This is a genomic window from Streptomyces sp. NPDC001822 (assembly GCF_042892135.1).
In the GTDB taxonomy this organism is placed as follows: Bacteria; Actinomycetota; Actinomycetes; order Streptomycetales; family Streptomycetaceae; genus Streptomyces.
Window position 1 is genome coordinate 122,339 of the sequence record NZ_JBIATW010000011.1, and the last position, 25,505, is coordinate 147,843.

The 25,505-nt window shown below is 71.8% G+C and carries 24 protein-coding genes; 17 read left to right on the top strand and 7 right to left on the bottom strand.

The features are described 5' to 3' along the window. Positions 1-153: 153 nt before the first annotated feature. Positions 154-726 (top strand): TetR/AcrR family transcriptional regulator, encoded by a 573-nt coding sequence (locus tag ACFYY2_RS24435; RefSeq protein ID WP_388746329.1) that lies wholly within the window; start codon positions 154-156, stop codon positions 724-726. Between the two features lie 121 nt (positions 727-847). After that, positions 848-3,061, top strand: coding sequence for an MMPL family transporter (locus ACFYY2_RS24440; RefSeq protein ID WP_388746331.1), 2,214 nt, complete (start codon positions 848-850; stop codon positions 3,059-3,061). Positions 3,062-3,209: 148 nt separating this feature from the next. Here ACFYY2_RS24440 and ACFYY2_RS24445 read toward each other — a convergent pair whose 3' ends face one another. After that, positions 3,210-3,590 (bottom strand): SsgA family sporulation/cell division regulator, encoded by a 381-nt coding sequence (locus ACFYY2_RS24445; protein WP_388746333.1) that lies wholly within the window; start codon positions 3,588-3,590, stop codon positions 3,210-3,212. 177 nt (positions 3,591-3,767) lie between these two features. On the opposite strand from ACFYY2_RS24445, the gene ACFYY2_RS24450 reads away from it, so the two are divergent. The 6 genes from ACFYY2_RS24450 (at position 3,768) to ACFYY2_RS24475 (ending at position 8,905) form a co-directional block, all read left to right on the top strand. Continuing rightward, positions 3,768-4,823, top strand: coding sequence for an energy-coupling factor ABC transporter permease (locus tag ACFYY2_RS24450; protein ID WP_388746335.1), 1,056 nt, complete (start codon positions 3,768-3,770; stop codon positions 4,821-4,823). Position 4,824: 1 nt separating this feature from the next. Beyond that, positions 4,825-5,586 (top strand): cobalt ECF transporter T component CbiQ, encoded by a 762-nt coding sequence (gene cbiQ / locus ACFYY2_RS24455; RefSeq protein ID WP_388746337.1) that lies wholly within the window; start codon positions 4,825-4,827, stop codon positions 5,584-5,586. Further along, positions 5,583-6,353: an energy-coupling factor ABC transporter ATP-binding protein gene (locus ACFYY2_RS24460; protein ID WP_388746339.1), complete on the top strand. Its 771-nt coding sequence runs from the start codon at positions 5,583-5,585 to the stop codon at positions 6,351-6,353. Before cbiQ ends, ACFYY2_RS24460 begins: the two co-directional genes overlap by 4 nt. A 77-nt stretch (positions 6,354-6,430) precedes the next feature. Next, positions 6,431-7,591: a serine hydrolase domain-containing protein gene (locus ACFYY2_RS24465; protein ID WP_388746596.1), complete on the top strand. Its 1,161-nt coding sequence runs from the start codon at positions 6,431-6,433 to the stop codon at positions 7,589-7,591. After that, positions 7,588-8,376 carry an SDR family NAD(P)-dependent oxidoreductase gene (locus ACFYY2_RS24470; protein ID WP_388746341.1) on the top strand — a complete coding sequence of 263 codons (789 nt, stop codon included), beginning with the start codon at positions 7,588-7,590 and terminating at the stop codon, positions 8,374-8,376. The genes ACFYY2_RS24465 and ACFYY2_RS24470 overlap by 4 nt, the downstream gene beginning before the upstream one ends. 40 nt (positions 8,377-8,416) lie before the next feature. Further along, a complete protein-coding gene (locus ACFYY2_RS24475; RefSeq protein ID WP_388746344.1) occupies positions 8,417-8,905 on the top strand; it encodes a GNAT family N-acetyltransferase in 489 nt (162 codons plus the stop codon). Positions 8,906-8,952: 47 nt separating this feature from the next. On the opposite strand, the gene ACFYY2_RS24480 is transcribed toward ACFYY2_RS24475, so the two are convergent. Continuing rightward, entirely contained in the window at positions 8,953-9,804 is an 852-nt protein-coding gene (locus ACFYY2_RS24480) for an EamA family transporter (protein ID WP_388746598.1), read from the bottom strand. 131 nt (positions 9,805-9,935) lie between these two features. Beyond that, a complete protein-coding gene (locus ACFYY2_RS24485) occupies positions 9,936-11,561 on the bottom strand; it encodes a penicillin-binding transpeptidase domain-containing protein (protein ID WP_388746346.1) in 1,626 nt (541 codons plus the stop codon). A gap of 211 nt (positions 11,562-11,772) precedes the next feature. Between ACFYY2_RS24485 and ACFYY2_RS24490 the strand changes: the two genes are divergently transcribed. After that, entirely contained in the window at positions 11,773-12,921 is a 1,149-nt protein-coding gene (locus tag ACFYY2_RS24490; protein ID WP_388746348.1) for a glycosyltransferase, read from the top strand. 139 nt (positions 12,922-13,060) lie between these two features. Here ACFYY2_RS24490 and ACFYY2_RS24495 read toward each other — a convergent pair whose 3' ends face one another. Next, positions 13,061-14,827, bottom strand: coding sequence for a dolichyl-phosphate-mannose--protein mannosyltransferase (locus ACFYY2_RS24495; protein ID WP_388746350.1), 1,767 nt, complete (start codon positions 14,825-14,827; stop codon positions 13,061-13,063). Between the two features lie 53 nt (positions 14,828-14,880). Here ACFYY2_RS24495 and rsmI point away from each other — a divergent pair, with 53 nt between their 5' ends. The 6 genes from rsmI (at position 14,881) to ACFYY2_RS24525 (ending at position 19,828) form a co-directional block, all read left to right on the top strand. After that, entirely contained in the window at positions 14,881-15,777 is an 897-nt protein-coding gene (gene rsmI / locus ACFYY2_RS24500; RefSeq protein WP_388746352.1) for a 16S rRNA (cytidine(1402)-2'-O)-methyltransferase, read from the top strand. A gap of 170 nt (positions 15,778-15,947) precedes the next feature. Continuing rightward, a complete protein-coding gene (locus tag ACFYY2_RS24505; RefSeq protein ID WP_388746354.1) occupies positions 15,948-16,340 on the top strand; it encodes a hypothetical protein in 393 nt (130 codons plus the stop codon). A gap of 34 nt (positions 16,341-16,374) precedes the next feature. Further along, complete coding sequence (locus tag ACFYY2_RS24510) at positions 16,375-17,241, top strand: TatD family hydrolase (RefSeq protein ID WP_388746356.1); 867 nt, start codon at positions 16,375-16,377, stop codon at positions 17,239-17,241. A gap of 173 nt (positions 17,242-17,414) precedes the next feature. Next, a complete protein-coding gene (locus ACFYY2_RS24515; RefSeq protein WP_388746358.1) occupies positions 17,415-17,993 on the top strand; it encodes a ubiquitin-like domain-containing protein in 579 nt (192 codons plus the stop codon). A 9-nt stretch (positions 17,994-18,002) separates the two neighbouring features. Next, the gene (gene rsmA / locus ACFYY2_RS24520; protein WP_388746360.1) at positions 18,003-18,923 is read left to right on the top strand and encodes a 16S rRNA (adenine(1518)-N(6)/adenine(1519)-N(6))-dimethyltransferase RsmA; all 921 of its coding nucleotides are present in this window, start codon (positions 18,003-18,005) and stop codon (positions 18,921-18,923) included. After that, positions 18,920-19,828 carry a 4-(cytidine 5'-diphospho)-2-C-methyl-D-erythritol kinase gene (locus ACFYY2_RS24525; protein ID WP_388746362.1) on the top strand — a complete coding sequence of 303 codons (909 nt, stop codon included), beginning with the start codon at positions 18,920-18,922 and terminating at the stop codon, positions 19,826-19,828. The genes rsmA and ACFYY2_RS24525 overlap by 4 nt, the downstream gene beginning before the upstream one ends. An 85-nt stretch (positions 19,829-19,913) precedes the next feature. Here ACFYY2_RS24525 and ACFYY2_RS24530 read toward each other — a convergent pair whose 3' ends face one another. The 3 genes from ACFYY2_RS24530 to ACFYY2_RS24540 all read right to left on the bottom strand — a co-directional run bounded on the left by ACFYY2_RS24530 (position 19,914) and on the right by ACFYY2_RS24540 (position 21,199). Further along, positions 19,914-20,174, bottom strand: a complete 261-nt coding sequence (locus tag ACFYY2_RS24530) for a Txe/YoeB family addiction module toxin (protein WP_388746364.1) — start codon at positions 20,172-20,174, stop codon at positions 19,914-19,916. Next, the gene (locus tag ACFYY2_RS24535; RefSeq protein ID WP_388746366.1) at positions 20,171-20,422 is read right to left on the bottom strand and encodes a type II toxin-antitoxin system Phd/YefM family antitoxin; all 252 of its coding nucleotides are present in this window, start codon (positions 20,420-20,422) and stop codon (positions 20,171-20,173) included. The genes ACFYY2_RS24530 and ACFYY2_RS24535 overlap by 4 nt, the downstream gene beginning before the upstream one ends. Positions 20,423-20,509: 87 nt before the next feature. Next, complete coding sequence (locus tag ACFYY2_RS24540) at positions 20,510-21,199, bottom strand: lipoprotein (protein ID WP_388746368.1); 690 nt, start codon at positions 21,197-21,199, stop codon at positions 20,510-20,512. Between the two features lie 147 nt (positions 21,200-21,346). On the opposite strand from ACFYY2_RS24540, the gene ACFYY2_RS24545 reads away from it, so the two are divergent. Both ACFYY2_RS24545 and ACFYY2_RS24550 read left to right on the top strand, forming a co-directional pair. Further along, positions 21,347-23,164, top strand: a complete 1,818-nt coding sequence (locus tag ACFYY2_RS24545; RefSeq protein WP_388746370.1) for an ABC-F family ATP-binding cassette domain-containing protein — start codon at positions 21,347-21,349, stop codon at positions 23,162-23,164. Between the two features lie 454 nt (positions 23,165-23,618). Continuing rightward, entirely contained in the window at positions 23,619-25,502 is a 1,884-nt protein-coding gene (locus ACFYY2_RS24550) for a PQQ-binding-like beta-propeller repeat protein (protein WP_388746372.1), read from the top strand. The last annotated feature ends 3 nt before the right edge of the window (positions 25,503-25,505 follow it).

The window sequence follows — 25,505 nt, forward strand, 5'->3', positions numbered from 1 at the left end:
GGCAACTTGTGGTGCAGCGCACAAGCGAAACTGTTTCGTTTCGCTAGGAGGGGGGAGTATGTTCAAGGTGTACGAAACAGTTTCGTTCGCCGAATTGATCATCGGCTGACGTACGATCCAGCAGGCACACAAGACGAGGGAGGAGGTCGGCACATGGCAGGCAGCAGGCTCACGCCGGAGCGCGAGAGCGAGCTGTACACCGCCGTGCTCGACCTGCTCGGCGAGGTCGGCTACGAAGCCCTGACCATGGACGCCATCGCCTCCCGCACCCGTTCCAGCAAGGCCACCCTCTACCGCCAGTGGGGGAGCAAGCCCGAGCTGGTCGTCAAAGCGCTCCGCAACGACAAGCCGGTGCACCTCGCCGATGTCGACACCGGATCGCTGCGCGGCGACTTCCTCGCCGTGATGACGCGTACGGACGACTGCCAGATGGAGAAGAACTCCGCACTGCTGCGGGGTCTGACCCATGCCATCCACAACAACCCCGATCTGTTCCAGGCCCTGCGGGAACTGCTGATCGAGCCGGAGATGACCGGTCTCGGGGCGCTGCTCCAGCGAGCCGTGGACAGGGGGGAAGTGCGTGCGGACAACCCGGCGCTTCCCTACGTGCCCCACATGATGATCGGCGCCTTCGCCGCTCGGGAGCTGGTCGACCACCAGCCCGTCGACCAGGCGTTCCTCACCGACTACGTCGAATCCGTGGTGTTCCCCGCCCTCGGCGTCTGACGTCCCCGCTCCCCCCGTACGGCCCTCTCCCCGACGCTCCACCTGACACGGCCGCTCTCGTCGTCGGGCTGGTTCCTCACGCCCTTTTCCACTCAACGACCCGACCGGGAGTACACCCTCCGTGGCCACATTCCTTTACAAACTGGGACGGCTCGCCTTCCGGCGACGCCGTTACGTCGCACTGGTCTGGGTGGCGCTGCTGGCGCTGGCCGGTTTCGGTGCCGCCTCCGCGTCGACCGCCACCTCCAGCTCCTTCTCGATCCCCGGCACGGAGGCCCAGCGGGCCTTCGATCTGCTGGAGAAACGTTTCCCCGGCGGCAGTGCCGACGGTGCGACCGCCCGTGTCGTCTTCAAGGCCCCCGAGGGCGAGAAGGTGACCGCGTCGGCCAACAAGGCCGAGATCAAGGACATCGTCGGCGAGCTGAAGTCCGGTTCGGACCAGATCGCCTCGGTCGCCGACCCCTTCGCCGCCAAGGCCGTCAGCCAGGACGGCTCCACCGCCTACATCTCGGTGTCCTACAAGGTCAGCTCGATGGAACTGACCGACGGGACGCGGGACGCGCTCAAGGACGCGGGCGAGGCCGCGCAGAACAGCGGAATGACCGTGGAGATCGGCGGTGACGCGCTCCAGGTGATGCCGGAGACCGGCGCCACCGAGATCATCGGCGTCGCCATCGCCGCGGTGGTGCTGGTGATCACCTTCGGGTCGCTGATCGCCGCGGGGCTGCCGCTGCTCACCGCGCTCATCGGCGTCGGGATCGGCGTCTCGCTGATCACCGCCCTGGCCAACGTGCTCGACCTCGGCTCCACCACCTCCACGCTCGCCATGATGATCGGCCTCGCGGTCGGCATCGACTACGCGCTCTTCATCGTCTCCCGCTACCGCGCCGAACTGGCCGAGGGACGGGAGCGGGAGGAGGCCGCCGGGCGGGCCGTGGGCACTGCCGGGTCCGCCGTGGTCTTCGCCGGTCTGACGGTCGTCATCGCCCTGGTCGGCCTGGCCGTCGTCAACATCCCCATGCTGTCGAAGATGGGCTTCGCCGCGGCCGGCACCGTCGCGATCGCCGTACTCATCGCGCTGACGCTCGTCCCGGCGCTGCTGGGCTTCGCGGGCAAGCGGGTCATGGGGCGCAGGGCGCGCAAGGCCGCCGAGGCGGAGAACAAGCCCGAGGCGAAGCCGAACATGGGCACCCGCTGGGCACGCTTCGTGCTGCGCCGGCCGGTGTGGGTGCTGCTGGTGGGTGTCATCGGCCTCGGTGCCGTCGCCCTGCCGGCCACCTCGCTGGAGATGGGCCTGCCGGACGACGGCTCGCAGCCGAAGAGCACCACGCAGCGCCAGGCGTACGACATGCTGTCCGACGGCTTCGGCCCGGGCTTCAACGGTCCGCTGCTGGTCGTGGTGGACACGAAGGACGCCTCGGACGGCAGGACCGCCGTCGACCGGGTCTCGCAGGAGATCGAGGGCATCGGCCACGTCGCAGCCGTCACGCCGGCCACCTTCAACAAGGCCGGTGACGCCGCGACCATCACCGTCATCCCGAAGGACCGGCCGAGCTCCACGGAGACCGAGGACCTCGTCCACGCCATCCGTGACGCGGGCGGAGAGATCAAGGACGACACGGGGGCCGAGGTGCTGGTCACCGGTGCCACGGCGATGAACATCGACTTCTCCGAGAAGATGAACGCAGCCCTGCTGCCCTACCTGGCGCTCGTCGTCGGCCTGGCCTTCCTGCTCCTGATGGTGGTCTTCCGCTCGCTGCTGGTTCCGCTGAAGGCGGCCCTGGGCTTCCTGCTCTCGGTCGTGGCGGCGCTGGGTGCGGTCGTCGCGGTCTTCCAGTGGGGCTGGTTCGGCTCGCTCCTCGGTGTCGAGCAGACCGGTCCGATCATGAGCATGATGCCGATCTTCATGGTCGGCGTGGTCTTCGGTCTCGCGATGGACTACGAGGTCTTCCTGGTCACGCGCATGCGGGAGGCGTACGTCCACGGTGAGTCGCCCGGCCAGGCGATCGTGACGGGCTTCCGGCACGGGGCCCGGGTCGTCACGGCCGCGGCGGTGATCATGATGGCCGTCTTCGCCGGCTTCATCGGCTCCAGCGAGTCGATGATCAAGATGATCGGCTTCTCGCTCGCCATCGCCGTCTTCTTCGACGCCTTCGTGGTCCGGATGGCCATCGTGCCCGCGGTGCTCGCCCTGCTCGGCAGGCGCGCCTGGTGGCTGCCCCGCTGGCTGGACCGGATCCTGCCCAACGTCGACGTGGAGGGTGAGGGCCTGCGCAAGGACCTCGCCGCCGGCCCGTCCGAGGGCGGCGGGGCGCGGGAGCTGGTCCGCGTCTGACGCGTGGACCGGGCCTTACGGACCCCGGGGCCCGCGTCCGAGCGGAACGCGGCTCCGGTGCGCCGGTCACCTGTGGGGACGGGGGGCCGGAGCGGCCTGAGAGCCTCCGTGCACGCGGCGCGGGGGCTCTCGTCGCGCGCGGAGGCGCTCAGGCGCGGGCGCGGCTGGCGGGGCCGGCGGACGGGGCGGCCGTCCTGCGTGTCCCGGTGCGGGCGCGGGTCCGGGCCAGGAAGCGGATCAGCGGGGCGTTGTCGATCTGGAAGACGGCGACGCCGTCGGCCGAGTGCAGCTCCAGGACCAGCTGGGCCCGGCCGCACGGCCAGATGCGGATGTCGCCGCGAGTGACGGGGGCGCGCAGCCCGCGTTCGATGAGATCGATGCCGAAGGTCCAGTCGACTCCGCCGGGGAGGCGCATCCGGACCGTCTTCGGTTCGTCCGAGTCGTAGCGCAGTTCCACGGGGACCGGCCGGGGGTCGGGGCCGTCGGTGATGAGCCGGGCGCGTATGTGCTGTTGGATCACGAGGGACATGGGCCGGCTCCTCCTGTGTGAAGATCTCTCCCCCCAATGTCCCATATTTTCCCATTTGGGCACGTTGGGGGCGGACAGTTGACGCCCCTGCGCTCTTGCGAGCTCTTTGCAACAGGGCTCTATCATTGAGCGGTTCCCGACCCCGCCCGACGTAACGCCCGAAAGCGGAGCCACTCCATGCATGTACCCGACGGATTCATCAACGCACCCGTCTCCGCCGTCGCGGGCGTCGTCGCCGCGGGTGCGGTCGCCGTCAGTCTCCGCGGTGCCCGCCGTGAACTCGGGGGAGAGCGCACGGCCCCGCTGGCCGGGCTCGTCGCCGCGTTCATCTTCGCCGTGCAGATGCTGAACTTCCCGGTCGCGGCCGGGACCAGCGGGCACCTCCTGGGCGGGGCGCTCGCGGCGATCCTGGTCGGCCCCTACACGGGAGTGCTCTGCATAGCGGTCGTCCTCCTCATGCAGGGCGTCCTCTTCGCCGACGGCGGTCTCACCGCGCTCGGCGTGAACATCACGGTCATGGGCGTCGTCACCACCGTCGTCGCCTACGCGCTCTTCCGCGGGCTGACCCGCGTGCTGCCCCGCACCCGGCGCTCGACGACCACCGCGTCCTTCGTCGCCGCGCTGGTCTCCGTGCCCGCCGCTGCCGCCGTCTTCACCCTGATCTACGCGATCGGCGGCACCACCGACGTGCCCGTGGGCAAGGTCCTGACGGCGATGGTCGGCGTCCACGTCCTGATCGGCATCGGCGAGGCGGTGATCACCGCGCTGACCGTGGGCGCCGTTCTCGCGGTCCGTCCCGACCTGGTGCACGGGGCCCGCGGCCTCTCGGCCCCGCTGAAGCTCCGGGTCGGCGGCGAACTCGTCGACGCCCCGGCCGCCGCCCCCGTGCCCGTCCCCGCCGCCCGGTCGACCCGCAAGGTCTGGGCCACCGGGCTGGCCGCCGCGCTCGTCCTCGCCGGCTTCGTCTCCTTCTACGCCTCCGCCAGCCCCGACGGCCTGGAGAAGGTCGCCGCCGACAAGGGCATCGACGAGAAGGTCCAGGAGCACGACGCCGCAGGCTCCCCGCTCGCCGACTACGGCGTCAAGGACATCGGCGACCCCCGGGTCTCCGGAGGCCTCGCCGGAGTGATCGGCGTGGGCGTCACCGTCGCCGTCGGCAGCGGAGTGTTCTGGGCGGTGCGCCGCCGCCGTACGCCCGACGCGCCCGTGGCCCGCACCGCCGAGTCCGTCTGACATGGGAGCCGGGCACGCGCACAAGCTCTACCGGCACGGGCACTCGCCCGTCCACGACCTCCCCCCGCACTGCAAACTCGCCGCGGTGGTCTGCTTCGTCGTGGTCGTCGTCTCCACCCCGCGCGAGGCCGTCTGGGCCTTCGCGCTCTACGCGGCCCTGCTCGCCGCCGTCGCCACCGTGGCCCGGATCCCCGCCGGGTTCCTGCTGCGGAGGCTGGTCATCGAGGTGCCGTTCGTGGCGTTCGCGCTGCTCATGCCCTTCGTCGTGCCCGGCGAGCAGACCGAACTGCTCGGCGTCTCCGTCAGCGTGCCCGGACTCTGGGGCGCCTGGAACGTCCTCGCGAAGGGCACCCTGGGCGTCGCCGCCTCGGTGATCCTGGCGTCCACCACCGAACTGCGCTCCCTGCTGCTCGGCCTCCAGCGACTGCGGCTGCCGCCCCTGCTCGTCCAGATCGCGTCCTTCATGATCCGGTACGGCGACGTCATCACCGACGAGCTGCGCCGGATGTCGATCGCCCGGCGCTCCCGGGGCTTCGAGGCGCGCGGGATACGGCACTGGGGTGTCCTGGCCAAGACGGCGGGCGCCCTGTTCATCAGGTCCTACGAGCGAGGCGAGCGCGTCCACCTCGCGATGGTCAGCCGCGGCTACACCGGCAGCATGCCGGTCATCGACGAGGTGACCGCCTCCCGGACCCAGTGGGCGCACGCGGCGGCACTCCCCCTGCTCGCCCTCGTCGTGTGTCTGCTGGGATGGACCGTATGAGCCCGACCACCACCCCCGCCCCGTCCCTCGAGGTCAGCGGCCTCGCCTACGCCTACCCCGACGGCCACCAGGCCCTGTTCGGCGTCGACCTGACCGTGGCCCGCGGCGAGCGCGTCGCCCTGCTCGGCCCCAACGGCGCGGGCAAGACCACGCTCGTCCTCCACCTCAACGGCATTCTCGACGCGGGCGCCGGAACCGTCCGGGTCGCCGGGATGCCCGTGGACAAGAAGAACCTGGCGGAGATCAGGCGCCGCGTCGGCATCGTCTTCCAGGACCCCGACGACCAGCTCTTCATGCCGACCGTGCGCGAGGACGTCGGCTTCGGCCCGGCCGCGGCCGGGATGCGCGGCCCCGAGCTGGAGGACCGGGTCATGACCGCCCTGAAGCGGGTGGGCATGGAGGAGTTCGCGGCGCGGCCCCCGCACCACCTCTCCTTCGGCCAGCGCCGCCGGGTCGCGGTCGCCACCGTGCTGGCGATGGAGCCGGAGATCCTCGTCCTGGACGAGCCGTCCTCCAACCTGGACCCGGCCTCCCGCCGTGAACTCGCGGACATCCTGCGCTCCCTGGACGTCACCGTCCTCATGGTCACCCACGACCTGCCGTATGCCCTCGAACTCTGCCCCCGGGCCGTGATCCTCAGCGACGGGGTGATCACCGCCGACGACCGTACGCAGGACCTGCTGTGCGACGACGCGCTCATGCGCAGGCACCGGCTGGAGCTGCCCTTCGGGTTCGACCCGCGTTCCGTGTCCGTTCCGCACGCGTGAACAGATGGTGACCCGCCCCCCGCTTCACCTGCGGCGGGATGCACCATGGAGGGATGAGCGGGAGCGCGGGAGCAGGCGTGGACGTACGGGGCACGGTGGCGCCGGGATTCGAGGCGGTACGGGACGCTTTCGTCCGTAACTTCGAGCAGCGCGGGGAGCGGGGAGCGGCCGTCGCCGTCTACCGCCACGGCCGCAAGGTCGTCGACCTGTGGGCCGGCACGAGGGATGTGGACGGCACCGAACCCTGGGCCGTGGACACCGTCCAGATCGTCCGCTCGGCGGGCAAGGGCGTCGCCGCCGCCGTGCCGCTGATGCTGCACCAGCGCGGCCAGGTGGACCTGGACGCCCCCGTCGGCACCTACTGGCCCGAGTTCAAGGCGAAGGGCAAGGAGCGCGTCCTCGTGCGCCATCTCCTCGCCCACCGCGCCGGGCTCGCCGCGCTCGACGTGCCGCTCACCCCCGCGCAGGCGGCCGACCAGGCGTCCGGGCCGCGCTCCGTCGCCGCCCAGGAACCCCTGTGGGAGCCGGGCGCCGGCCACGGCTACCACGCCCAGACGTTCAGCTGGCTCGTCGCCGAACTGGTCCGCAGAGTCACCGGGCGCACCATCGGACGCTGGGTCGCCGAGGAGATCGCCCGTCCGCTCGGCCTCGACTTCTGGTTCGGACTCCCGGCGGACGAGGCACACCGGATCGGGCGGATCGGGCCCGTCGAAGCCCCGCCCGCGGAAGGGGGCGGAACCCTGCGGGTGCGCCCCAAGCGCTCCGTCGTCGACGCCTATGCCGATCCCTCCTCGCTCACCCGCCGCGCCTTCGGGGCGATCGACCCCTTCCCCGACGAGAACGACCCCGCCTACCGCGCGGCCGAACTCCCCGCCTCCAACGGTGTCGCCACCGCGCGCGGCCTCGCCCGCTGCTACGCCGCGATGATCGGGGAGGTCGACGGGCAGCGGCTGTTCGCCCCCGCCACCCTCACCCTGGCGCGCACCGAGGAGTCGGCGGGACCGGACCGGGTGCTCGTCGTCAGCACCCGCTTCGGACTCGGCTACATGCTCCACGGTCCGGCCGCGCCGCTCCTGGGCCCCGGATCGTTCGGCCACCCCGGACGCGGTGGTTCACTCGGCTTCGCCGATCCCGAATCGGGCATCGCGCTGGGATATGTGACGAACGGTCTGCAGAAGGGAGTCACCGCCGACCCCCGTGCCCAGGCCCTGGTCAGGGCAGTACGGTCGGCGCTATGACACCTCCACGCTTCCACGGGTACGCGGTTCTCCTCACCGGCGCGGGACAGGGCATCGGGGCCGCCTCCGCGCGCCGGCTCGCCTCGGAGGGCGCGGCCGTTCTGGTCACCGACCTGGACGCCGGCCGCGCCGAACGCACGGCGGACGGGATACGCGAGGCGGGCGGCACCGCCGAATCCCTGGCCTGCGACGTCGGCGACCGCACGGCGGTCGAGGCGGCCGTCGCTCACGCGGTCGCCGCCTTCGGCCGGCTCGACGTCCTGGTCAACAACGCCTACGCCAACCACGACGACGCCGCGCTCTTCGAGGACGAGGACGACGCGTCCTGGGAACACACCCTCGACATCACCCTGAGCGGCCCCTACCGCTGTTCCCGGGCCGCGCTGCCGCACCTGGTCGCGTCCGGCCGCGGGGCCATCGTCACGATCGGCTCCGTCAACGGCGAGCAGGACTTCGGCGGGCACGCCTACAGCGCCGCCAAGGCGGGCCTGGCGAGCCTGACCCGTACGCTCGCGGGCCACGCGGGACCGCGGGGTGTCCGCGTCAACCTCGTCGCGCCGGGCACGATCCGTACCGACGCCTGGGCGGGCCGCGACGCAGAGCTGAAGCGGGCCGCCGCGCTCTACCCGCTCGGACGGATCGGCGAACCGGACGACATCGCGTCCGCCGTCGCCTTCCTCGCGTCCCGGGACGCGGCGTGGATCACCGGCACGACACTGCGGGTCGACGGCGGTCTCCTCGGCGTCAACACCGGCTTCCGCAAGGCCATGACGGGCGAGGAGTAATCCGCTGGCGGAGGTGCGGCCCGCGCCCTACTCTCCCGGGATGATCGATTACGGCTGTGCCGACCGGACCGGGCGAGGCGTCACCCTGCGCGAGGTGACCGACGACAACTGGCGCGCGGTCGCCGACGTCGCGCCGCTCGACGCCCAGCGGGACTTCGCCCCCGCCCTCGCCGCCCGCTATCTGCTCCTCACGTCGCGGGAGGACACCTGGCACTCGTTCGCGGTGTACGCCGGCGAACTCCCGCTCGGCCACGTCATGTGGGCGCGGGACGAGGACGGTTCGTACTGGATCGGCGGCGTGCTGATCGACGGCCCCGAGCAGGGCGCGGGGATCGGGCGGGCCGCCGCGCGCACGCTCGCCGCCTGGCTGGCGCGACGGGACGGCTGCGAGGTGATCCGGCTGTCGTACGACCCGGCCAACACGGGTGCAGCGGCGCTCTGGACCTCGCTCGGCTTCCTGCCGACGGGCGAGGCCGAGGACGACGAGGTGGTCGTGGAACTGGCCGCCTCCGCCGCCGTGTCCGCGTGACGGGGGGCCGGTGACGGGACCGGGCGGGGCGAGCGGGTGGGAGCGGGTCAACTCGTGTGAAGCATCAGCCCGATGCCGACCACCATCAGCCCGGCGGCCGCGATCCGGGGGCCGCCGAACTTCTCCTTGAAGAACAGCGTCCCTATCGCGGCACCCACGATGATCGAGGACTCGCGGAGCGCGGCGATCGGGGCGAGCGGTGCCCTGGTCTGCGCCCACAGGACGAGCCCGTACGCGGCGACCGAGAGCGCCGCGCCCAGCAGCCCCCGGGCCATGAACGGCCGCAGAGCGGGCAGGAGTCCGCCCCGGCGGCGCAGGCCCGCGTACACGGGGATGGCCACGCCCTCGGCGATCATGAGCCAGCCGATGTAACCGACCGGTGTCCCCGAGGCGCGCACCCCGACCCCGTCGACCGTCGTGTACCCGGCGATGGCCAGGCCGGTCGCCAGGGCCGCCAGGATCGCGGGCCAGTGGGGGCGGCGGCCGGAGCCGCGGATCCCCCACAGCGCCAGCCCGACGAGCCCCGCCGAGGCCACCGCCACGCCCGCCGTCGCCCAGCCGTCGGGACGCTCGCCGACGAACACGGCCGCGAGCACCGTCACGACCAGCGGGGCCGTGCCCCGGGCGATCGGATACATCTGGCCGAAGTCGCCCAGGGTGAACGAGCGCATCAGCAGCAGCATGTACGCCACGTGCAGGCCCGCGGAGACGAGCAGATACGGCCAGGCGCCGGCAGCGGGCAGTGGTGCGAAGCAGACGAGTACGGCCCCGATCAGCGCGCCGCCACCGGAGATCAGGGTGAAGGAGAGCAACTGGTCGCGTATGGCGTGGGCGATGGCGTTCCAGCTCGCGTGCGTGATCGCGGCGGCCAGCACCGCCGCCGCCACCAGCGGGGTCACGTCGTGGGTGCTCATGCCCGGCACGCTACTGAACGGGTCCGCGTGTACACCACAGCGATTCCGGCGCCTGTGCAGAACGTCACCCGGGCCCGAGCGCCCCTTCCGCCGTCGTGCGCCGCCCCCTCGGGGGGCTACGACCCCGCGCGCAGCACCGCGGCCACGACCGGGCCGGCGGCGTCCCCGCCGTGACCGCCCGACTGGACGACCGCCGCGGCGGCGAGGTCGTCGCTGAAGCCGGTGAACCAGCTGTTGGACGTGCCCTGGCCGTCGACCTCAGCCGAGCCCGTCTTGGCGCCCTTGTCGCCGCCCACCGAGGCCATCGCGGTCTTTCCGGTGCCCCAGGACGCGGTGGCCCGCATCATGTCGTTCAGCTGACCGGTGACGCTCTGCGGCAACGAGCGGGAGGCGGTGGCGATCTGACGGTCGTCCAGGGACTGCGGGACGATCAGCGGCTGGCGGAAGGTGCCGGTGCGGGCGGTGGCGGTGATGGACGCGATGTTGAGGGCGTTCATCTGGACGGTGCCCTGGCCGATGTACTGGGCCGCCGCCTCACCGCCGGTCTCGTCCGGCACCTTGCCGTCGAAGGAGGCGATGCCCGTCTTCCAGTCCAGCCCGATCCCGAAGACGTCCCGGGCCTCCTTGGGGAGGGCCGCGTCATCTTTGGTGTCGTCGATCAGCTTGATGAAGGCGGTGTTGCAGGAACGGGCGAAGCTGGTGGTGAAGTTGGTGGATGCGGGAAGCTGGAAGTGGTCGAGGTTGTGGAACGTACGTCCCTGGTACAGCGCTTCCTTGGGGCACTCCGCCGGCCGGTTCGCCGAGACGAGCCCCTTCTCCAAGAGCATCGCGGCGGTGACTATCTTCAGCGTCGAGCCGGGTGCCTGGGTGCCCTGCATCGCGGCGTTGAAGCCGGTCGCCGGGTTGTTGGCGACCGCGCGGATCGAGCCCGTGGAGGGCCTCACGGCGACCACGGAGGCCTGGCTGAACTTCTTGACCGCCTTCTCCGCCGCGGCCTGGGCGCCGGCGTCGAGTGTGGTCTGCAGCTTGCCCGGCTTCCCCTCGGCGAGCGTCAGGAGCGTGGTGTTCGCCGCGGACCCGCCCTCGGGTTCGATCCAGGTCTCGATGCCGGGGGAACCGCCGGTGCTGTCGCCGTACTTCTCGCGCAGGCTGTCCAGGATCGGCCCGAGCGACGGATACGTCTCCTTGTCCAGCACCTTGCCGTTGTGGTCCACCGCCTCGATCGCGGCGGTGGCCGACTCTCCCGTCCTCAGGGTCGCGCCCTCGGTGAGCTGCGGATGGATCACCGCGGGCTTCCAGTCGACGAGCGCCTTGCCGGTGGTCAGGCCCCGCACCACGGTCAGTTCGGAGGCGTACGACCAGGGCTTGGTCCTCCCCTCGTAGGACACCGTCGCCTTCACCGTGTACGGCACCTTCGCGCCGACCGCCGGGCCGGGGGTGATGACCGCCTTCGTGACGTGGGCCTCCTCGGCGAAGCCGGTCAACAGCGGCTCGGCGGCGGCCTCGTTGTTCGTGAGCAGTGAGGCGGCGGCCCCGTCGCCGGAAGCCCACGCCGCGAGGAAGTCCTTCGCGGTCGTCTCTATCTCCTCCCTGCCCGGCGGCCCGGTCTTCACCTCGGACGACGCGGACGCGGTCCCGGCGCCTCCGCCGCCCAGCACCACGCTGTACGCGCCGTAACCGAGCCCTCCGGTCACCAGCACGAACACCCCGCCGATCACGGCGACCTTCGCTCCACCACGCATGGTCCGTCCCCTCCCCAGGAGTCCTTATTGAACGTGTTCAACAAGGCTTTCCCTGGAACTCTACGTGGCGGCAGTGAGGCCAGAGGCGGTTGTTACAGGACTGCGACGCGTCGGGAGAGCGCTTTCTGGCATCGGAGGTCCGGCATCGTGGCCGGAGTCGCCGGTCGTGGGGGGAAATTTGACACAACAACTAATGATGTAATGTGCACATATGCGTATCCTCGTGTTTAGCACCCCCCTGCTGGGGCACTTCCTGCCCACTCTGCCGGTCGCGCGTGAGCTGCGGAAGCAAGGGCATGTCGTCGCGGTCTGCTCGGCCGCATCGATGGCGGGCATCGTCGAGTCCGAGGGCTTGGAGCTGCTCCCTGTGGGCCCGGAGAAGGAGGCGCTCGTCGGCGGAGCGCTCGAACGGATCGGCATGGAGGGGCTGTTGGGCGAGTCGCCCCAGTTCCTCGCGGAGTTCTTCGCCGGGGTCCGCCTCGACCTCGCCACGGACGACGCGCTCGACGCCGCGCGCGCATGGGCGCCCGACATGATCGTGTCGGAGTACTGCGACTTCGTGGGGCCGCTGGTCGCCGCCACGCTCAAGGTGCCCTCCGCCGTCATGGCCATCGACCCGGCGCTGGAACCGGACTATCAGGAAGCGCTCACCGCCTCGGTGAGTTCCCGTTACCTCGAACGCGGCCTGGACGCACCGGCTCACTCCATGTCCGGCACCTGGATGGTGGACATCTGCCCGCCGAGCCTGCAGGGCGGGGGCGAGGTCCCGGGGCTGGAGCGCATTCCGATGCGGCCGAGCCCCCATCAGGCCCCCGAGGGGACGCCGGCCGTGCAGCGGGCGGAGCTCACCGGCCGGCCGCGCGTGCTGGTCAGCTTCAGCACCGGCCTGAGCGAACTCGACCGGCTCGGCTCGCTGCTCAGGTCGCTCAGCGCCCTGGACGTGGACCTGGTGGCGACGACCTCGGGTGACGAGGTGCCGCTCGACGGATTCGGCCTGGACCCGGCCCGGGTGGAGCTCGTCACCTTCGTCCCCGCCGCCGAGCTGCTCGACGGCGTGTCGGTCATCGTGCACCACGGCGGTTCGGGCACGACCTTCGGTGCGGCGGCCCGTGGCATCCCCGCCGTCGTCCTGCCGGACCGGTCCACCCAGCTGCGCTGGGCCGAGCGACTGGAGGCCGCCGGAGCCGGAGTCGTCCTGCCGGAGGGCGCCGAGGCGACCAACGAGGCCGTCACCGCCGCCGTCCAGCGGATCCTGTCCGACGCCGCCTTCACCGCCGGGGCACAGCGCCTGCGCGACGAGATCGCCGCGATGCCGACCGCGGCCGAGGTTGCCGCGCGGCTCGTCGCGTCGGCCGGCTGACAGACCGGTCCACGACGGGCCGTCAGCGGGCCGTCGTGAAGCGCGTGAGGTACCACGGCCGCTGCTGCGGCCACGACGGGCCCGGCACCATCAGGTGCCGGGCCCGTCCGTCGTCGCGGCCGGCCCCGCGTCGTCGCGGCTAGACCCAGGTGTCCAGCCACATCCGGTCGCGCCAGGCGTCGTCCGGGATCGACGTGCCCGTGTAGATCGGCCAGAAGTAGATGAAGTTCCAGATGATCAGCAGCACCAGGACGCCCGCCGCGATCGCGCCCAGTGTGCGTCTGCGTTCGCCCGTGGGGTCCGCCTTGGTGAGGCCCATGCGGTGCCCGGTGCCGGTGCCGGCCGCCGGGCCCAGCAGGGCACCGATCATCATCGTGACCGCGAGGCACAGGAACGGGACGAACACCACCGCGTAGAAGAGGAAGATCGTCCGCTCCTGGTAGTGGAGCCAGGGCAGCCAGCCCGCCGCCACGCCGCACGCGATCGCGCCGGCCCGCCAGTCGCGGCGGAAGAACCAGCGCCACAGGACGTACAGCAGGGCCACGCACGCCGCCCACCACAGGAGCGGGGTGCCCAGTGCCAGGACCTCGCGGGCGCACTTGCCGCTCGCGGAGGCGGTGCAGCCCGTCTGCTCCTCGTAGAAGTACGAGACGGGGCGGCCCAGCACGAGCCAGCTCCACGGGTTGGACTGGTAGGTGTGGCCGGACGTCAGGCCGATGTGGAACTCGTAGACCTGGTACTCGTAGTGCCAGAGGCTGCGCAGCCAGTCGGGCAGCCACGCCCAGCCACCGCCCTTGCCCTGGGTGGCCGCCCAGTTGCGGTAGTACCCCTTGTCCGTGACGATCCAGCCCGTCCACGACAGGACGTACGTGCCGATCGCGACCGGCACCGTGGAGACGAACGCCGGGAGCAGGTCCCTGAGGATCACGGCCCGGTACGGCTGCACGGCACCCGCCGTGCGCCGGGCGCCGACGTCCCAGAGCACCGCCATCACGGCGAAGGCGGCCAGGATGTACAGCCCGTTCCACTTCGTGGCGAAGGCCAGACCGAGCATCAGCCCGGCCGCGAGCCGCCACGGCCGCCAGCCGAGGCGGAGCGTTTCGGCAACGTGGGCGTCCGGCCGCAGGAGTCCGTCCTCGTCCTCCGGGAGCGCGGCGGCCAGCCTGCGGCGGGACCAGTCCCGGTCGACGAGGAGGCAGCCGAAGGCCGCCAGCACGAAGAACATGAGCACCAGGTCGAGCAGCGCGGTGCGGCTCATCACGAAGTGGAGCCCGTCCACGGCCAGCAGCGTGCCGGCCAGGCAGCCCAGGAAGGTCGAGCGGAACAGGCGGCGGCCGATGCGGCACAGCATCAGGACCGAGAGGGTGCCGAGCAGTGCCACCATGAAGCGCCAGCCGAACGGGGTGAACCCGAAGATCTGCTCGCCGAACCCGATGATCCACTTGCCCACCGGGGGATGGACGACGTAGCCCGGGTCCACCGGGACGGCGACCGAGGACGGGTCCGCGAGGATCTTCTTGTCGATGTCCTTGGGCCAGGCGCCCTCGTATCCCTGGTTGACGAGCGCCCAGGCGTCCTTGGCGTAGTACGTCTCGTCGAATATCACCGCCTTGGGGCTGCCCAGGTTCCAGAACCGCAGCACCCCGGCGACCAGCGCCACCAGCAGCGGACCGCCCCAGGCGGACCAGCGCACCAGGCGGCCGGCCAGGGCGGGAGGCACCGCGAGGACGCTCCAGAACTGGCCGCCCGGGCGGGTGTACGGCGGGACCAGGCGCTCGCGCAGCCCCGTCTCCGGCCGTGGGGAATGGCCGAAGCGGCGCAGCCGCTGCTGCCAGGAAGGCGGCTGGTCGCCGGCGTGATCCCCGGCGTCGTGGCCCTGCTGGGCTTCGGGCGCAGTACTCGTCACCGCGCCATCGTAGGGAACGCTTCTGTGCGAGTGGTGCCGCGCGTGCTGGGAGGATGGCCGATGTGACTGGATCGACTGGAACGCTCGTACTCGCAGGGACCCCCATCGGCGACGTGGCGGACGCCCCGCCACGGCTCGCCGCCGAGCTGGAGACGGCCGACGTCGTGGCCGCCGAGGACACCCGGCGGCTGCGCCGGCTGACCCAGGCGCTGGGCATCCACACGACGGGGCGTGTCGTCTCCTACTTCGAGGGCAACGAGTCGGCGCGTACGCCGGAGCTCGTCGAGGCGCTGGCCGGCGGCGCGCGCGTCCTGCTGGTCACCGACGCGGGCATGCCGTCGGTCTCCGATCCCGGTTACCGGCTCGTGGCCGCCGCCGTGGAGCGGGACATCAAGGTCACCGCCGTGCCGGGCCCGTCGGCGGTGCTGACCGCGCTCGCGCTGTCGGCCCTGCCCGTGGACCGCTTCTGCTTCGAGGGTTTCCTGCCGCGCAAGGCGGGGGAGCGGCTCGGGAAGCTGCGCGAGGTCGCGGACGAGCGCCGCACGATGGTCTTCTTCGAGGCCCCGCACCGGCTGGACGACACCCTGGCCGCGATGGCCGAGGTGTTCGGCGCCGAGCGCAGGGCGGCCGTGTGCCGCGAGCTGACCAAGACGTACGAGGAAGTGAAGCGCGGCTCCCTGGGCGATCTGGCGGTCTGGGCGGCCGAAGGCGTGCGCGGCGAGATCACCGTCGTGGTCGAGGGCGCGACGGACTCGGGGAACGAGGGGCTGGACGCTGCCGAGCTGGTGCGCAGGGTGCAGGTGCGCGAGGAGGCGGGGGAGCGGCGCAAGGAGGCCATCGCGGCGGTCGCCGCCGAGGCCGGGCTGCCCAAGCGCGAGGTGTTCGATGCGGTGGTCGCGGCAAAGAACGCGGCTCGGACCGGCCAGGCGGAGGGCAAGGGACTAGCCTGAAATGTAAAGCCCGAACCGCGTTCCGGCCCCTTTGTCCATGGATCGGCCAAAACCGTTCCAACACTCGGCAGACCTGGTGCGTCGCCGCTCGTGGAGGCGTCCACTTGAGGGTGGAACGCACCATCCGGAGTGCTTGTCCGGAGTGCTTCTCCGCTGACAAGGGAGCAGGCATGAGTGAGATCGCAGCAACCACCGTGCACGAGGCGTACGCGTTCGCCTGCATGAGGTGCGGGCACGGCTGGGAACAGGCCTACCAGATAGAGCACCACGTCGACGGCTCGGGCAACGCCTTCGTGGTCTACAAGGCGGACGGGGAGCGGGTGCCCTCGCCGCTGTCCACCCCCTCCTGCGCCAACTGCGGCGGCCACGTGGTCCGGATCATGCGCGCCGGCCGGGTCTCCTCGGTCCAGCAGCTGCTCCGGGCCCAGCAGGCGCCGCGTCCGCGTGACGCCGACGGCGCGGAGCCCGACGAGGAGCTGGCCGTCGCGGCCGTGCGGGCCCCTGGGCCCGAGACGCACCACTGGCACCTGTCCGACCTGCTGCGCCCCTTCCACCGCCGGTGAGAGGGACGGCCCGCGCCCTCGTAGAGTCGGGGGCATGAGCCGTACCGAAGCCCCGCCGCTCCCCGAACCCCTGAGGGTTCCGGTCGCCGATTCGCACACCCATCTGGACATGCAGGACGGAACCGTCGAGGAGGGCCTGGCCCGCGCCGCGGCGGTCAACGTCACCGCGGTCGTCCAGGTGGGCTGCGACGTGAAGGGCTCGCGCTGGGCCGCCGAGACCGCCGCCGTCCACCCGTCCGTCCACGCCTCCGTCGCCCTGCACCCCAACGAGGCGCCCCGCATCGTGCACGGGGATCCCGAGGGGACGTCCCGCCAGGGTGCGCGGGAGCCCGGCGGGAAGGCGGCTCTCGACGAGGCGCTCGCCGAGATCGACGCGCTGGCCGCCCTCGCACACGTCCGCGCCGTCGGTGAGACCGGCCTGGACTACTTCCGTACGGGGCCCGAGGGCATGGCCGCCCAGGAGGAGTCCTTCCGGGCGCACATCGAGATCGCCAAGCGGCACGGCAAGGCCCTGGTCATCCACGACCGGGAGGCCCATGCGGACGTGCTGCGCATCCTCGCCGACGCGGGGGCACCGGAGCGGACGGTCTTCCACTGCTACTCCGGGGACGCCGAGATGGCCCGGATCTGCGCGGCGGCCGGATACTTCATGTCGTTCGCCGGCAACGTCACCTTCAAGAACGCGCAGCCGCTGCGGGACGCGCTGACCGTCGCTCCGGCCGAACTGGTGCTCGTCGAGACCGACGCGCCGTTCCTCACGCCCGCCCCCTACCGCGGCCGGCCCAACGCGCCGTACCTCATTCCGGTCACGCTGCGCGCGATGGCCGAGGTGCGGGGGACCGACGAGGACACCCTGGCCGCCGCTGTCTACGACAACACCGCGCGGGCGTTCGACTTCTGACCGCGGTCCGGCCGCCCGCCGCGCGCCACCCGGCGGCACACCGGGCGGCACACCGGGCGGCACCGGATGACCGTCCGCGACACGTTGGGTAATCGTACGACTTTGGAGGGTGACCTCTCCTCGGTTATCGTGCCCGCGCAACGGGGTCGGCAGGCCGGAACTTCTGGAGCGTCGTGGGGCATTCGCAGGGCAGTCACCGCGCACCGCGCGGCAGTCGGCGCACGGCGCAGTCCCCGCCCCGGGCCCCCGCACCCGCGCCGCCGCGCCCGCTCCCGTCGCGCGCCTTCCACGAGGAGCGGACGATCGTCGCCGCGCTGTGGCCGGCCCGCACTCAGGTGCACGACCCGACCATGCTGGACACGCCGCTGGTGCCCCGCCCGGCGGCCACACGGGAAACGCCCGCCGTACGCCGGCGCGGCGGGCACCGGGCGGCCCGGCGAGGCGCCCCGGAGGGCCTGCGGCGGCTCGTCCCGCGGGCCCTCGTCGTCGCGGTCCTGGCCGGCGGAACCACCGCGTTCCTCGCTCTGGACAAGGCCGTCCAGGTCCGTGTCGACGGGACGTCGCGCACCCTGCACACCTTCGCCGACGACGTCGGGGAACTCCTCGACTCCGAGGGCGTCGTCGTCGGCACCCGTGACGTCGTCGCCCCGGAGCCGGGCACCGGACTCGACGACGGGGACGAGGTCGTCGTCCGGCGGGAGGCGCGCGGGCCCGGGCCGGGCGGCGGTCTCCGGGCCCCGCGGCGGCCGTAGGCTTAACGGGTGAGCACCACAGAGCCCGACGCCCTCCTGGGCCCCGCAGACATCCGCGAGCTGGCCGCAGCGCTGGGCGTACGCCCCACGAAGCAGCGCGGCCAGAACTTCGTCATCGACGCCAACACGGTCCGCAGGATCGTACGGACCGCCGAGGTGCGGCCCGACGACGTGGTGGTCGAGGTCGGGCCCGGTCTGGGTTCGCTGACCCTGGCCCTCCTGGAGGCGGCCGACCGGGTCGTCGCCGTGGAGATCGACGACGTGCTCGCGGGCGCCCTGCCGGCCACCGTCGCCGCCCGCCTGCCGGACCGGGCGGGCCGGTTCGACCTGGTCCACTCGGACGCGATGCTCGTGACGGAGCTGCCGGGCCCGGCGCCGACCGCACTCGTCGCGAACCTGCCCTACAACGTCGCCGTGCCGGTGCTGCTCACCATGCTGGAGCGCTTCCCCACCATCGAGCGGACGCTCGTGATGGTGCAGGCCGAGGTCGCCGACCGGCTGGCCGCCCGGCCGGGCAACAAGGTCTACGGCGTCCCCTCGGTGAAGGCCAACTGGTACGCCGACGTCAAGCGCGCCGGCTCCATCGGCCGCACGGTGTTCTGGCCCGCCCCGAACGTCGACTCCGGGCTGGTGTCCCTGGTCCGGCGCACCCAGCCGATCCGCACCACCGCGAGCAGGGCCGAGGTCTTCGCCGTCGTGGACGCCGCCTTCGCCCAGCGCCGCAAGACACTGCGCGCGGCCCTGGCCGGCTGGGCGGGCTCCGCCCCGGCGGCCGAGGAGGCCCTGGTCGCGGCGGGCATCTCACCGCAGGCCCGCGGCGAGGCGCTCACCGTCGAGGAGTTCGCCGCCATCGCCGAGAACAAGCCGTCGGGCAACAAGCCGTCGGTGACCGAGCCTTCGGGGACCGAGCCTTCTGGGAGCAGCGAGTGAGCGTCACCGTCCGCGTGGCCGCCAAGGTCAACGCCCAGCTCGCCGTCGGCGCACCCCGGCCCGACGGTTTCCACGACCTCGCCAACGTCTTCCTCGCGGTCGGCCTGTACGACGAGGTCACCGTGACCCCGGCCGACGCGCTGCGCGTCACGTGCTCCGGGCCGGACGCCGGCCAGGTGCCGCTCGACGCCACGAACCTCGCGGCGCGGGCCGCGATCGCCCTGGCGGCCCGGCACGGCATCGCACCCGACGTCCACATCCACATCGCCAAGGACATCCCCGTCGCCGGTGGCATGGCGGGCGGCAGCGCCGACGGCGCCGCCGCGCTGCTGGCCTGCGACGCCCTGTGGTCCACCGGAGCGACCCGGGAGGAACTCCTGGAGATCTGCGCCGAGCTGGGCAGCGACGTGCCGTTCAGCCTGACCGGCGGAGCGGCACTCGGGACCGGCCGGGGCGAGCGGCTGACCGCCGTCGAGGTCGGCGGCACCTTCCACTGGGTCTTCGCCGTCGCCGACGGCGGGCTCTCCACCCCGGCCGTGTACGGCGAGTTCGACCGCCTCACCGCCGGCACCGACGTACCCGAGCCGACCGCGTCGCCCGCGCTGCTGGACGCCCTGCGCACGGGTGACGCCACCGCGCTGGCGGACGCCCTCGGCAACGACCTCCAGCCCGCGGCGCTCTCCCTGCGCCCCGCGCTGGCGGACACCCTCGCCGCCGGCACGGGGGCGGGCGCCCTGGCCGCCCTGGTCTCGGGCTCCGGCCCGACCACGGCGTTCCTCGTCGCGGACGAGGAGACGGCGCACAAGGTGGCCGACGCACTGCTGGCGTCGGGCACCTGCCGAAGCGCCCGGGTGGCGCTCTCGCCGGCCCCCGGGGCCACGGTCGTCGGGGCCGGTGCCGCCTGAAACCTGGTCACCGGAGTGCCGCACCGTTCACCGGAGTGCCGCACCGCACCGCTGACCGACGTGCACACCGGCGCCCGGGCTGCGGTCAGGAGCCGTAGTGGTAGCGGCAGGCGGCGATGCGGACCTCGTCGTCGACCACCTTGTAGATCAGGCGGTGTTCCGCGGTGATGCGGCGGGACCAGAATCCCTGGAAGCCGTGTTTCAGGGGCTCAGGCTTGCCGATGCCTTCGTTGCCGTTCCGGGCGACATCCTGGAGCAGGCTGTTGATCCGCCGGAGGATCTTCCGGTCCTGAGCCTGCCACCAGACGTAGTCCTCCCAGGCCGCCTCGTCCCAGACGAACTTCACTCCGCCAGCTCCCGCACGGTGCCCCCACCGGATTCCAGACGGTCTATCGAAGCCAGCAGGCGGCGGGCGTTCTCGGGGCTTCGCAGCAGATAGGCGGTCTCCTTGAGGGACTCGTACTCGTCGAGCGCGACTATCACCACCGGGTCGTGACCGGCGCGTGTGACGACAACTTCCTCGCGGTCGTCGACGACGGCGTTGAGCGTCTCGGCGTACTTCGCCCTTGACTCGGTGTACGTCATGGTCCGCACGGTGGCCTCCTCACGTCTGTACGGTATCCTGTACGTACAGAATACCGTACATATTGTCGGAGTCGCAGCCTGTCAGCCCAGCTCCCGTCAGCTCAGCTTCAGGGTGCTCTTCGCCAGCTCGTACGCCGGCAGCATCTGCCGGTGCTCCGTGGAGTCCAGCCCGCCGAGGTGCACCACGACCGGGCCCTCCGGGGTGGCGACCGCGAAGGCGCGCTCCGGCTTCCGCTCGTCCAGTGCTTCGGCGTGGACCGTGTAGGTGACCTCCACGGCCGCCACCGCCCCCGCCTCCATCTCCTCGTAGGCGGCCTCGGTGGCGTGTTCGTCGCCGGCCACGAAATCCTCCAGGGCCGACCGGGGGTCGTCCTCGGAGGCCCTGCCCCGCCACACCCGCAGGTAGCCGATGTTCCCGGCCGGCTTGGCGTCGATCTCGCAGACCATCGTGGCCGAGCCCTGCTGCCCGAGGGCCGCCAGGTCGGAGCCGGGCTCCACCTCCACCGCCTGCGGCTTCCAGCCCGCCGCCAGGTCGAAGGTGACCGGGAGTTCGCACGCGGTGCCCGCACCGCCGAGGGAGCCGCCCTTCTTCGCGGGTGCGCTCTCCGCGGCCTCCGCGGGCGCGCTGTCCCCGTTCTTCCCGGTGGCGGTGGCGGTGGCGGTGGCGGTCCCGGTCCCGGTCCCGGTGTCCGTGTCCGTACCGCCGTCGGACGGCGAGGAGCAGCCGGTCAGCACCGCCGCCGCCAGGACCGCCGGTATCCAGGTCCGCATCGTGTCGCGCATCATGAAGTCCCCACCCCAGAGATGTTCCGTACCGCTCCGACCTGGGGTTACTCCCCATGATCGATCGCCGCACGCTATCGCACCCCTCGCGGCGACTACTCTGGTACGTCGAGCGGTCCCCGGAACAGGGACCCCCCAGGCAGGAGTGAAATGGCCGTCAATCTGGTCAATGTCGAGCAGGTCAGCAAGGTGTACGGCACCCGTGCCCTGCTCGACGGTGTATCCCTCGGGGTGTCCGAGGGCGACCGGATCGGCGTCGTCGGCCGCAACGGCGACGGCAAGACGACGCTCATCCGGATGCTCGCCAAGCTGGAGGAGGCCGACAGCGGCCGCGTCACCCACAACGGCGGGCTGCGCCTCGGTGTCCTCACCCAGCACGACTCGCTGGACCCGAAGGCCACCATCCGGCACGAGGTGATCGGCGACCTCGCCGACCACGAGTGGGCGGGCAGCGCCAAGATCCGGGACGTGCTGACCGGTCTCTTCGGCGGCCTCGCGCTCCCCGGCTTCGAGCACGGCCTGGACACCGTCATCGCCCCGCTCTCCGGTGGCGAGCGCCGACGCATCGCGCTGGCCAAGCTGCTCATCGGCGAGCCGGACCTGATCGTCCTCGACGAGCCCACCAACCACCTCGACGTCGAGGGCATCTCCTGGCTGGCCGGACACCTGCGGGCCCGGCGCTCCGCCCTCGTCTGCGTCACCCACGACCGGTGGTTCCTGGACCAGGTCTGCACCCGCATGTGGGACGTCCAGCGGGGCTCCGTCCACGAGTACGAGGGCGGCTACAGCGACTACGTGTTCGCCCGGGCCGAGCGGGAGCGCATCGCCGCGACCGAGGAGTCCAAGCGGCAGAACCTGATGCGCAAGGAGCTCGCCTGGCTGCGCCGGGGCGCCCCCGCGCGCACCTCCAAGCCGCGCTACCGCATCGAGGCCGCCAACGAGCTGATCGCCGACGTGCCGCCCCCGCGCGACACCAGCGAGCTGATGAAGTTCGCCAACGCCCGGCTCGGCAAGACGGTGTTCGACCTGGAGGACGTGACCGTCCAGGCCGGACCCAAGACGCTGCTCACCCGCCTCACCTGGCAGCTCGGCCCCGGCGACCGCATCGGCCTCGTCGGTGTCAACGGCGCGGGCAAGACCTCGCTGCTCAGGGCGCTCGCGGAGGCGTCCCGCAGCCAGGGCGACGTCCAGCCCGCCGACGGGAAGATCGTCGTCGGCAAGACGGTCAAGCTGGCCTACCTCTCGCAGGAGGTCGCGGAGCTCGACCCGAAGCTCCGGGTGCTCGAAGCCGTCCAGCAGGTGCGCGACCGCGTCGACCTCGGCAAGGGCCGCGAGATGACGGCCGGGCAGCTCTGCGAGCAGTTCGGCTTCGCCAAGGAGAAGCAGTGGACGCCGGTCGGTGACCTGTCCGGTGGTGAGCGGCGGCGGCTGCAGATCCTGCGCCTGCTGATGGACGAGCCCAACGTCCTCTTCCTCGACGAGCCCACCAACGACCTGGACATCGAGACCCTGACCCAGCTGGAGGACCTCCTCGACGGCTGGCCCGGGTCGATGATCGTGATCTCCCACGACCGCTTCTTCATCGAGCGGACCACGGACAAGGTGATGGCCCTCCTCGGGGACCGTGCCCTGCGGATGCTTCCGCGCGGCATCGACGAGTACATCGAGCGCCGGCAGCGCATGGAGGAGACGGCCACCCCCGCCTCCGCCGCCGGGTTCCCCGCGGCGAAGGCGGCTCCAGCCGAGACCCTCTCGCCGCAGGCCGCGCGCGCCGCGAAGAAGGAGCTGCAGAAGGTCGAGAGGCAGCTCGAGAAGATGTCGACGAAGGAGACGTCGCTGCACGCGCAGATCGCCGACCACGCCACGGACTTCGGGAAGGTCGCCGAGCTCGACGCCGAACTGCGCGCACTCGTGGCGGAACGCGACGTGCTGGAGATGCGCTGGCTGGAGCTGGCCGAGGACGCGTGATCCCGGCGGCACCCCGGACGGTTGTGCGGGGGCCACGGCAGACGCGAGTGGGTTCCGCCGAAGGCTGCGAAGGCGCTCTCGGTCTTCGGCGGATGAACACCCGCTCCGAATAAGGGTGATAGCGGCACCACGGTGACAAAGCGGCCGGTCGACCTGCGGTGATGCCGCGAAGTAAGCGGTCGTCGCGTGAATGTGACGTCCCGTCAGTCGAACGGGCGCCGGTCGTCCGCGCAGACGTGCGTAACGACGGCATCACAGGCCGGTTCTCCCTTGGGAACGGGGCTGGACCGTTCCGCTGTTCGATATCGACCGGGTGGTACAAAGAAGCCCCGCTCGACTGTCGTGACGCCGCGGGATCCATGCCCGATTCGCTCCTTTCCGAGGGGAATTCAGCCCAGCGGAATCGCGGGGGAGAACGAACCGGGCACCGGACCGCACGAAGGGGGACGTGCTGATGACGCAGCCGCCCAGCCAGCAACCGCCGCAGGGGGGCTTCGGGGCACCGCGGGAGCCGCAGGACACTCCTCAGCCGCCCCAGCCGCAATCACCCCCCGCGGCGCCGCCGCCGATGCCTCCCGCTCCGCCGCAGACACCGCCCCCGGCCGCCGCACCGCCGCAGACGCCTCCCGCCCCGCCGGCCGGGCAGCCGGGCTACGGCTACCCGCAGGCACCCGGCTCGCAGCCCGGATACGGCTATCCGCAGGCACCCGGCCAGGCCCCGGGCCCCTACGCACAGCAGCCCGGTCCCTACGGCGCGCCCGCCGGGCCGTACGCACAGCAGCCCGGAGCCTACGGTCAGCAGCCCGGACCCTACGGTCAGCAGCCGACCGCCGGTTACGGCCATCCACAGCAGCATTACCCCGGTGCGCCCGCCCCCGGCGGCTCCGGCGGCGGCCCCTTCAAGGGCAGGCCCGCCGTCATCATCGGTGCGGCGATCGCCGTGCTCCTCGTCGTCGGCGGAGGCGTCTTCTTCGCCACGAGCGGCGATGACGGCGAGAAGAAGCCCGTCGCCGGGCCCAGCGAACCGCCGGTCGGCCCGAGCGCCTCGCCGAGCGTCGACCAGGGCGACGGCAAGGGGGACGGCCGGGAGGCGGACGACAACCTCAACGCCGGGCGCAAGCCGGGTGAGGCCAAGGTCCTCTGGCTGACGGCGAACGGCATCGACCTGCCGCGCAACGGCGCGGACGTGTACGGCCCGTGGATCGTGGGGGACACCCTCGTCAAGGGCATGTACCGCTCGGTCGTCGGCTATTCGGTGGCCGACGGCAAGGAGAAGTGGACGCTCCCGCTGCCCGCCGACATGTGCGCGGCTCCGGCGACGGCCACCGCCGACGGCAAGATCGTCATCGGGGTGAAGAACGGCACGACGGACAAGGCCGACTGCTCCGAGCTCCGGATGATCGACCTCAACACGGGCAAGGCCGGCTGGAAGAAGTCCGTCAAGAAGAACGGCACCTGGGACCTGATGTCCGACATCGGTCTGGCGATCAGCGGCGACACGGTCACCGTCGGCCGCACCGGCAACTCCAACGGCTACCGGGTGAGCGACGGTTCGCAGCTGTTCGGCAAGCCCTCGGGGAACTGCCAGCCGTTCGCGTTCGCCGGCGGCCCCAAGCTGATCGCCGCGTCCGCCTGCCGCACCTCCGACGCGGACAACCCGCAGCAGCAGGTCCAGGAGGTCGACCCGGCCACCGGGAAGCCCAAGTGGACCTACCAGCCCAAGCGCGGCTGGGAGGTCGACAAGGTCTACTCGGTGAGCCCGCTCGTCGTCTCGCTGACCCAGCGGGACGAGAAGAAGTGGTCCATCCTCGCGCTGAAGGAGAACGGAACGCTCCGCTCGCAGCTGGTCGGTGACAAGGAGGACAAGTTCTCCGTCGACTGCGGTCACGACTTCGCGATCTTCGGTGAGCAGCTCGAAGGCTGCGCGGGCCTCGCCGCCGACGCCAACACCTTCTACATGATGACCGAGGACGACACCAGCGGCACCGGCCGCACCAACAAGGTCGTCGCGTTCGACCTGAACACCGGCAGGCCCAAGTGGAAGGCCGCGGCGCCGGCGGAGCGCACCATGAAGCCGCTGCGCATGGAGGGCGGCGACGTGCTGGTCTATCTGGAGCCCTCCTACGACAAGGGCGGGGCCATCGCGACGATCGCGCCCACCGGCGGCGCGCCGAAGGTCGTGCTCCAGCACCCGGACTCCACCACCCGGATCGAGAACTTCTTCACGTCCAAGGTCGTCTACGCGGGCGGCCGTTCGTTCGTCGTCAGCGACCGCGTCAGCGCGAGCAGCGACGAGGAGGAGAAGGAGCAGACGACCATGATGGCCTTCGGCAGGTGACGG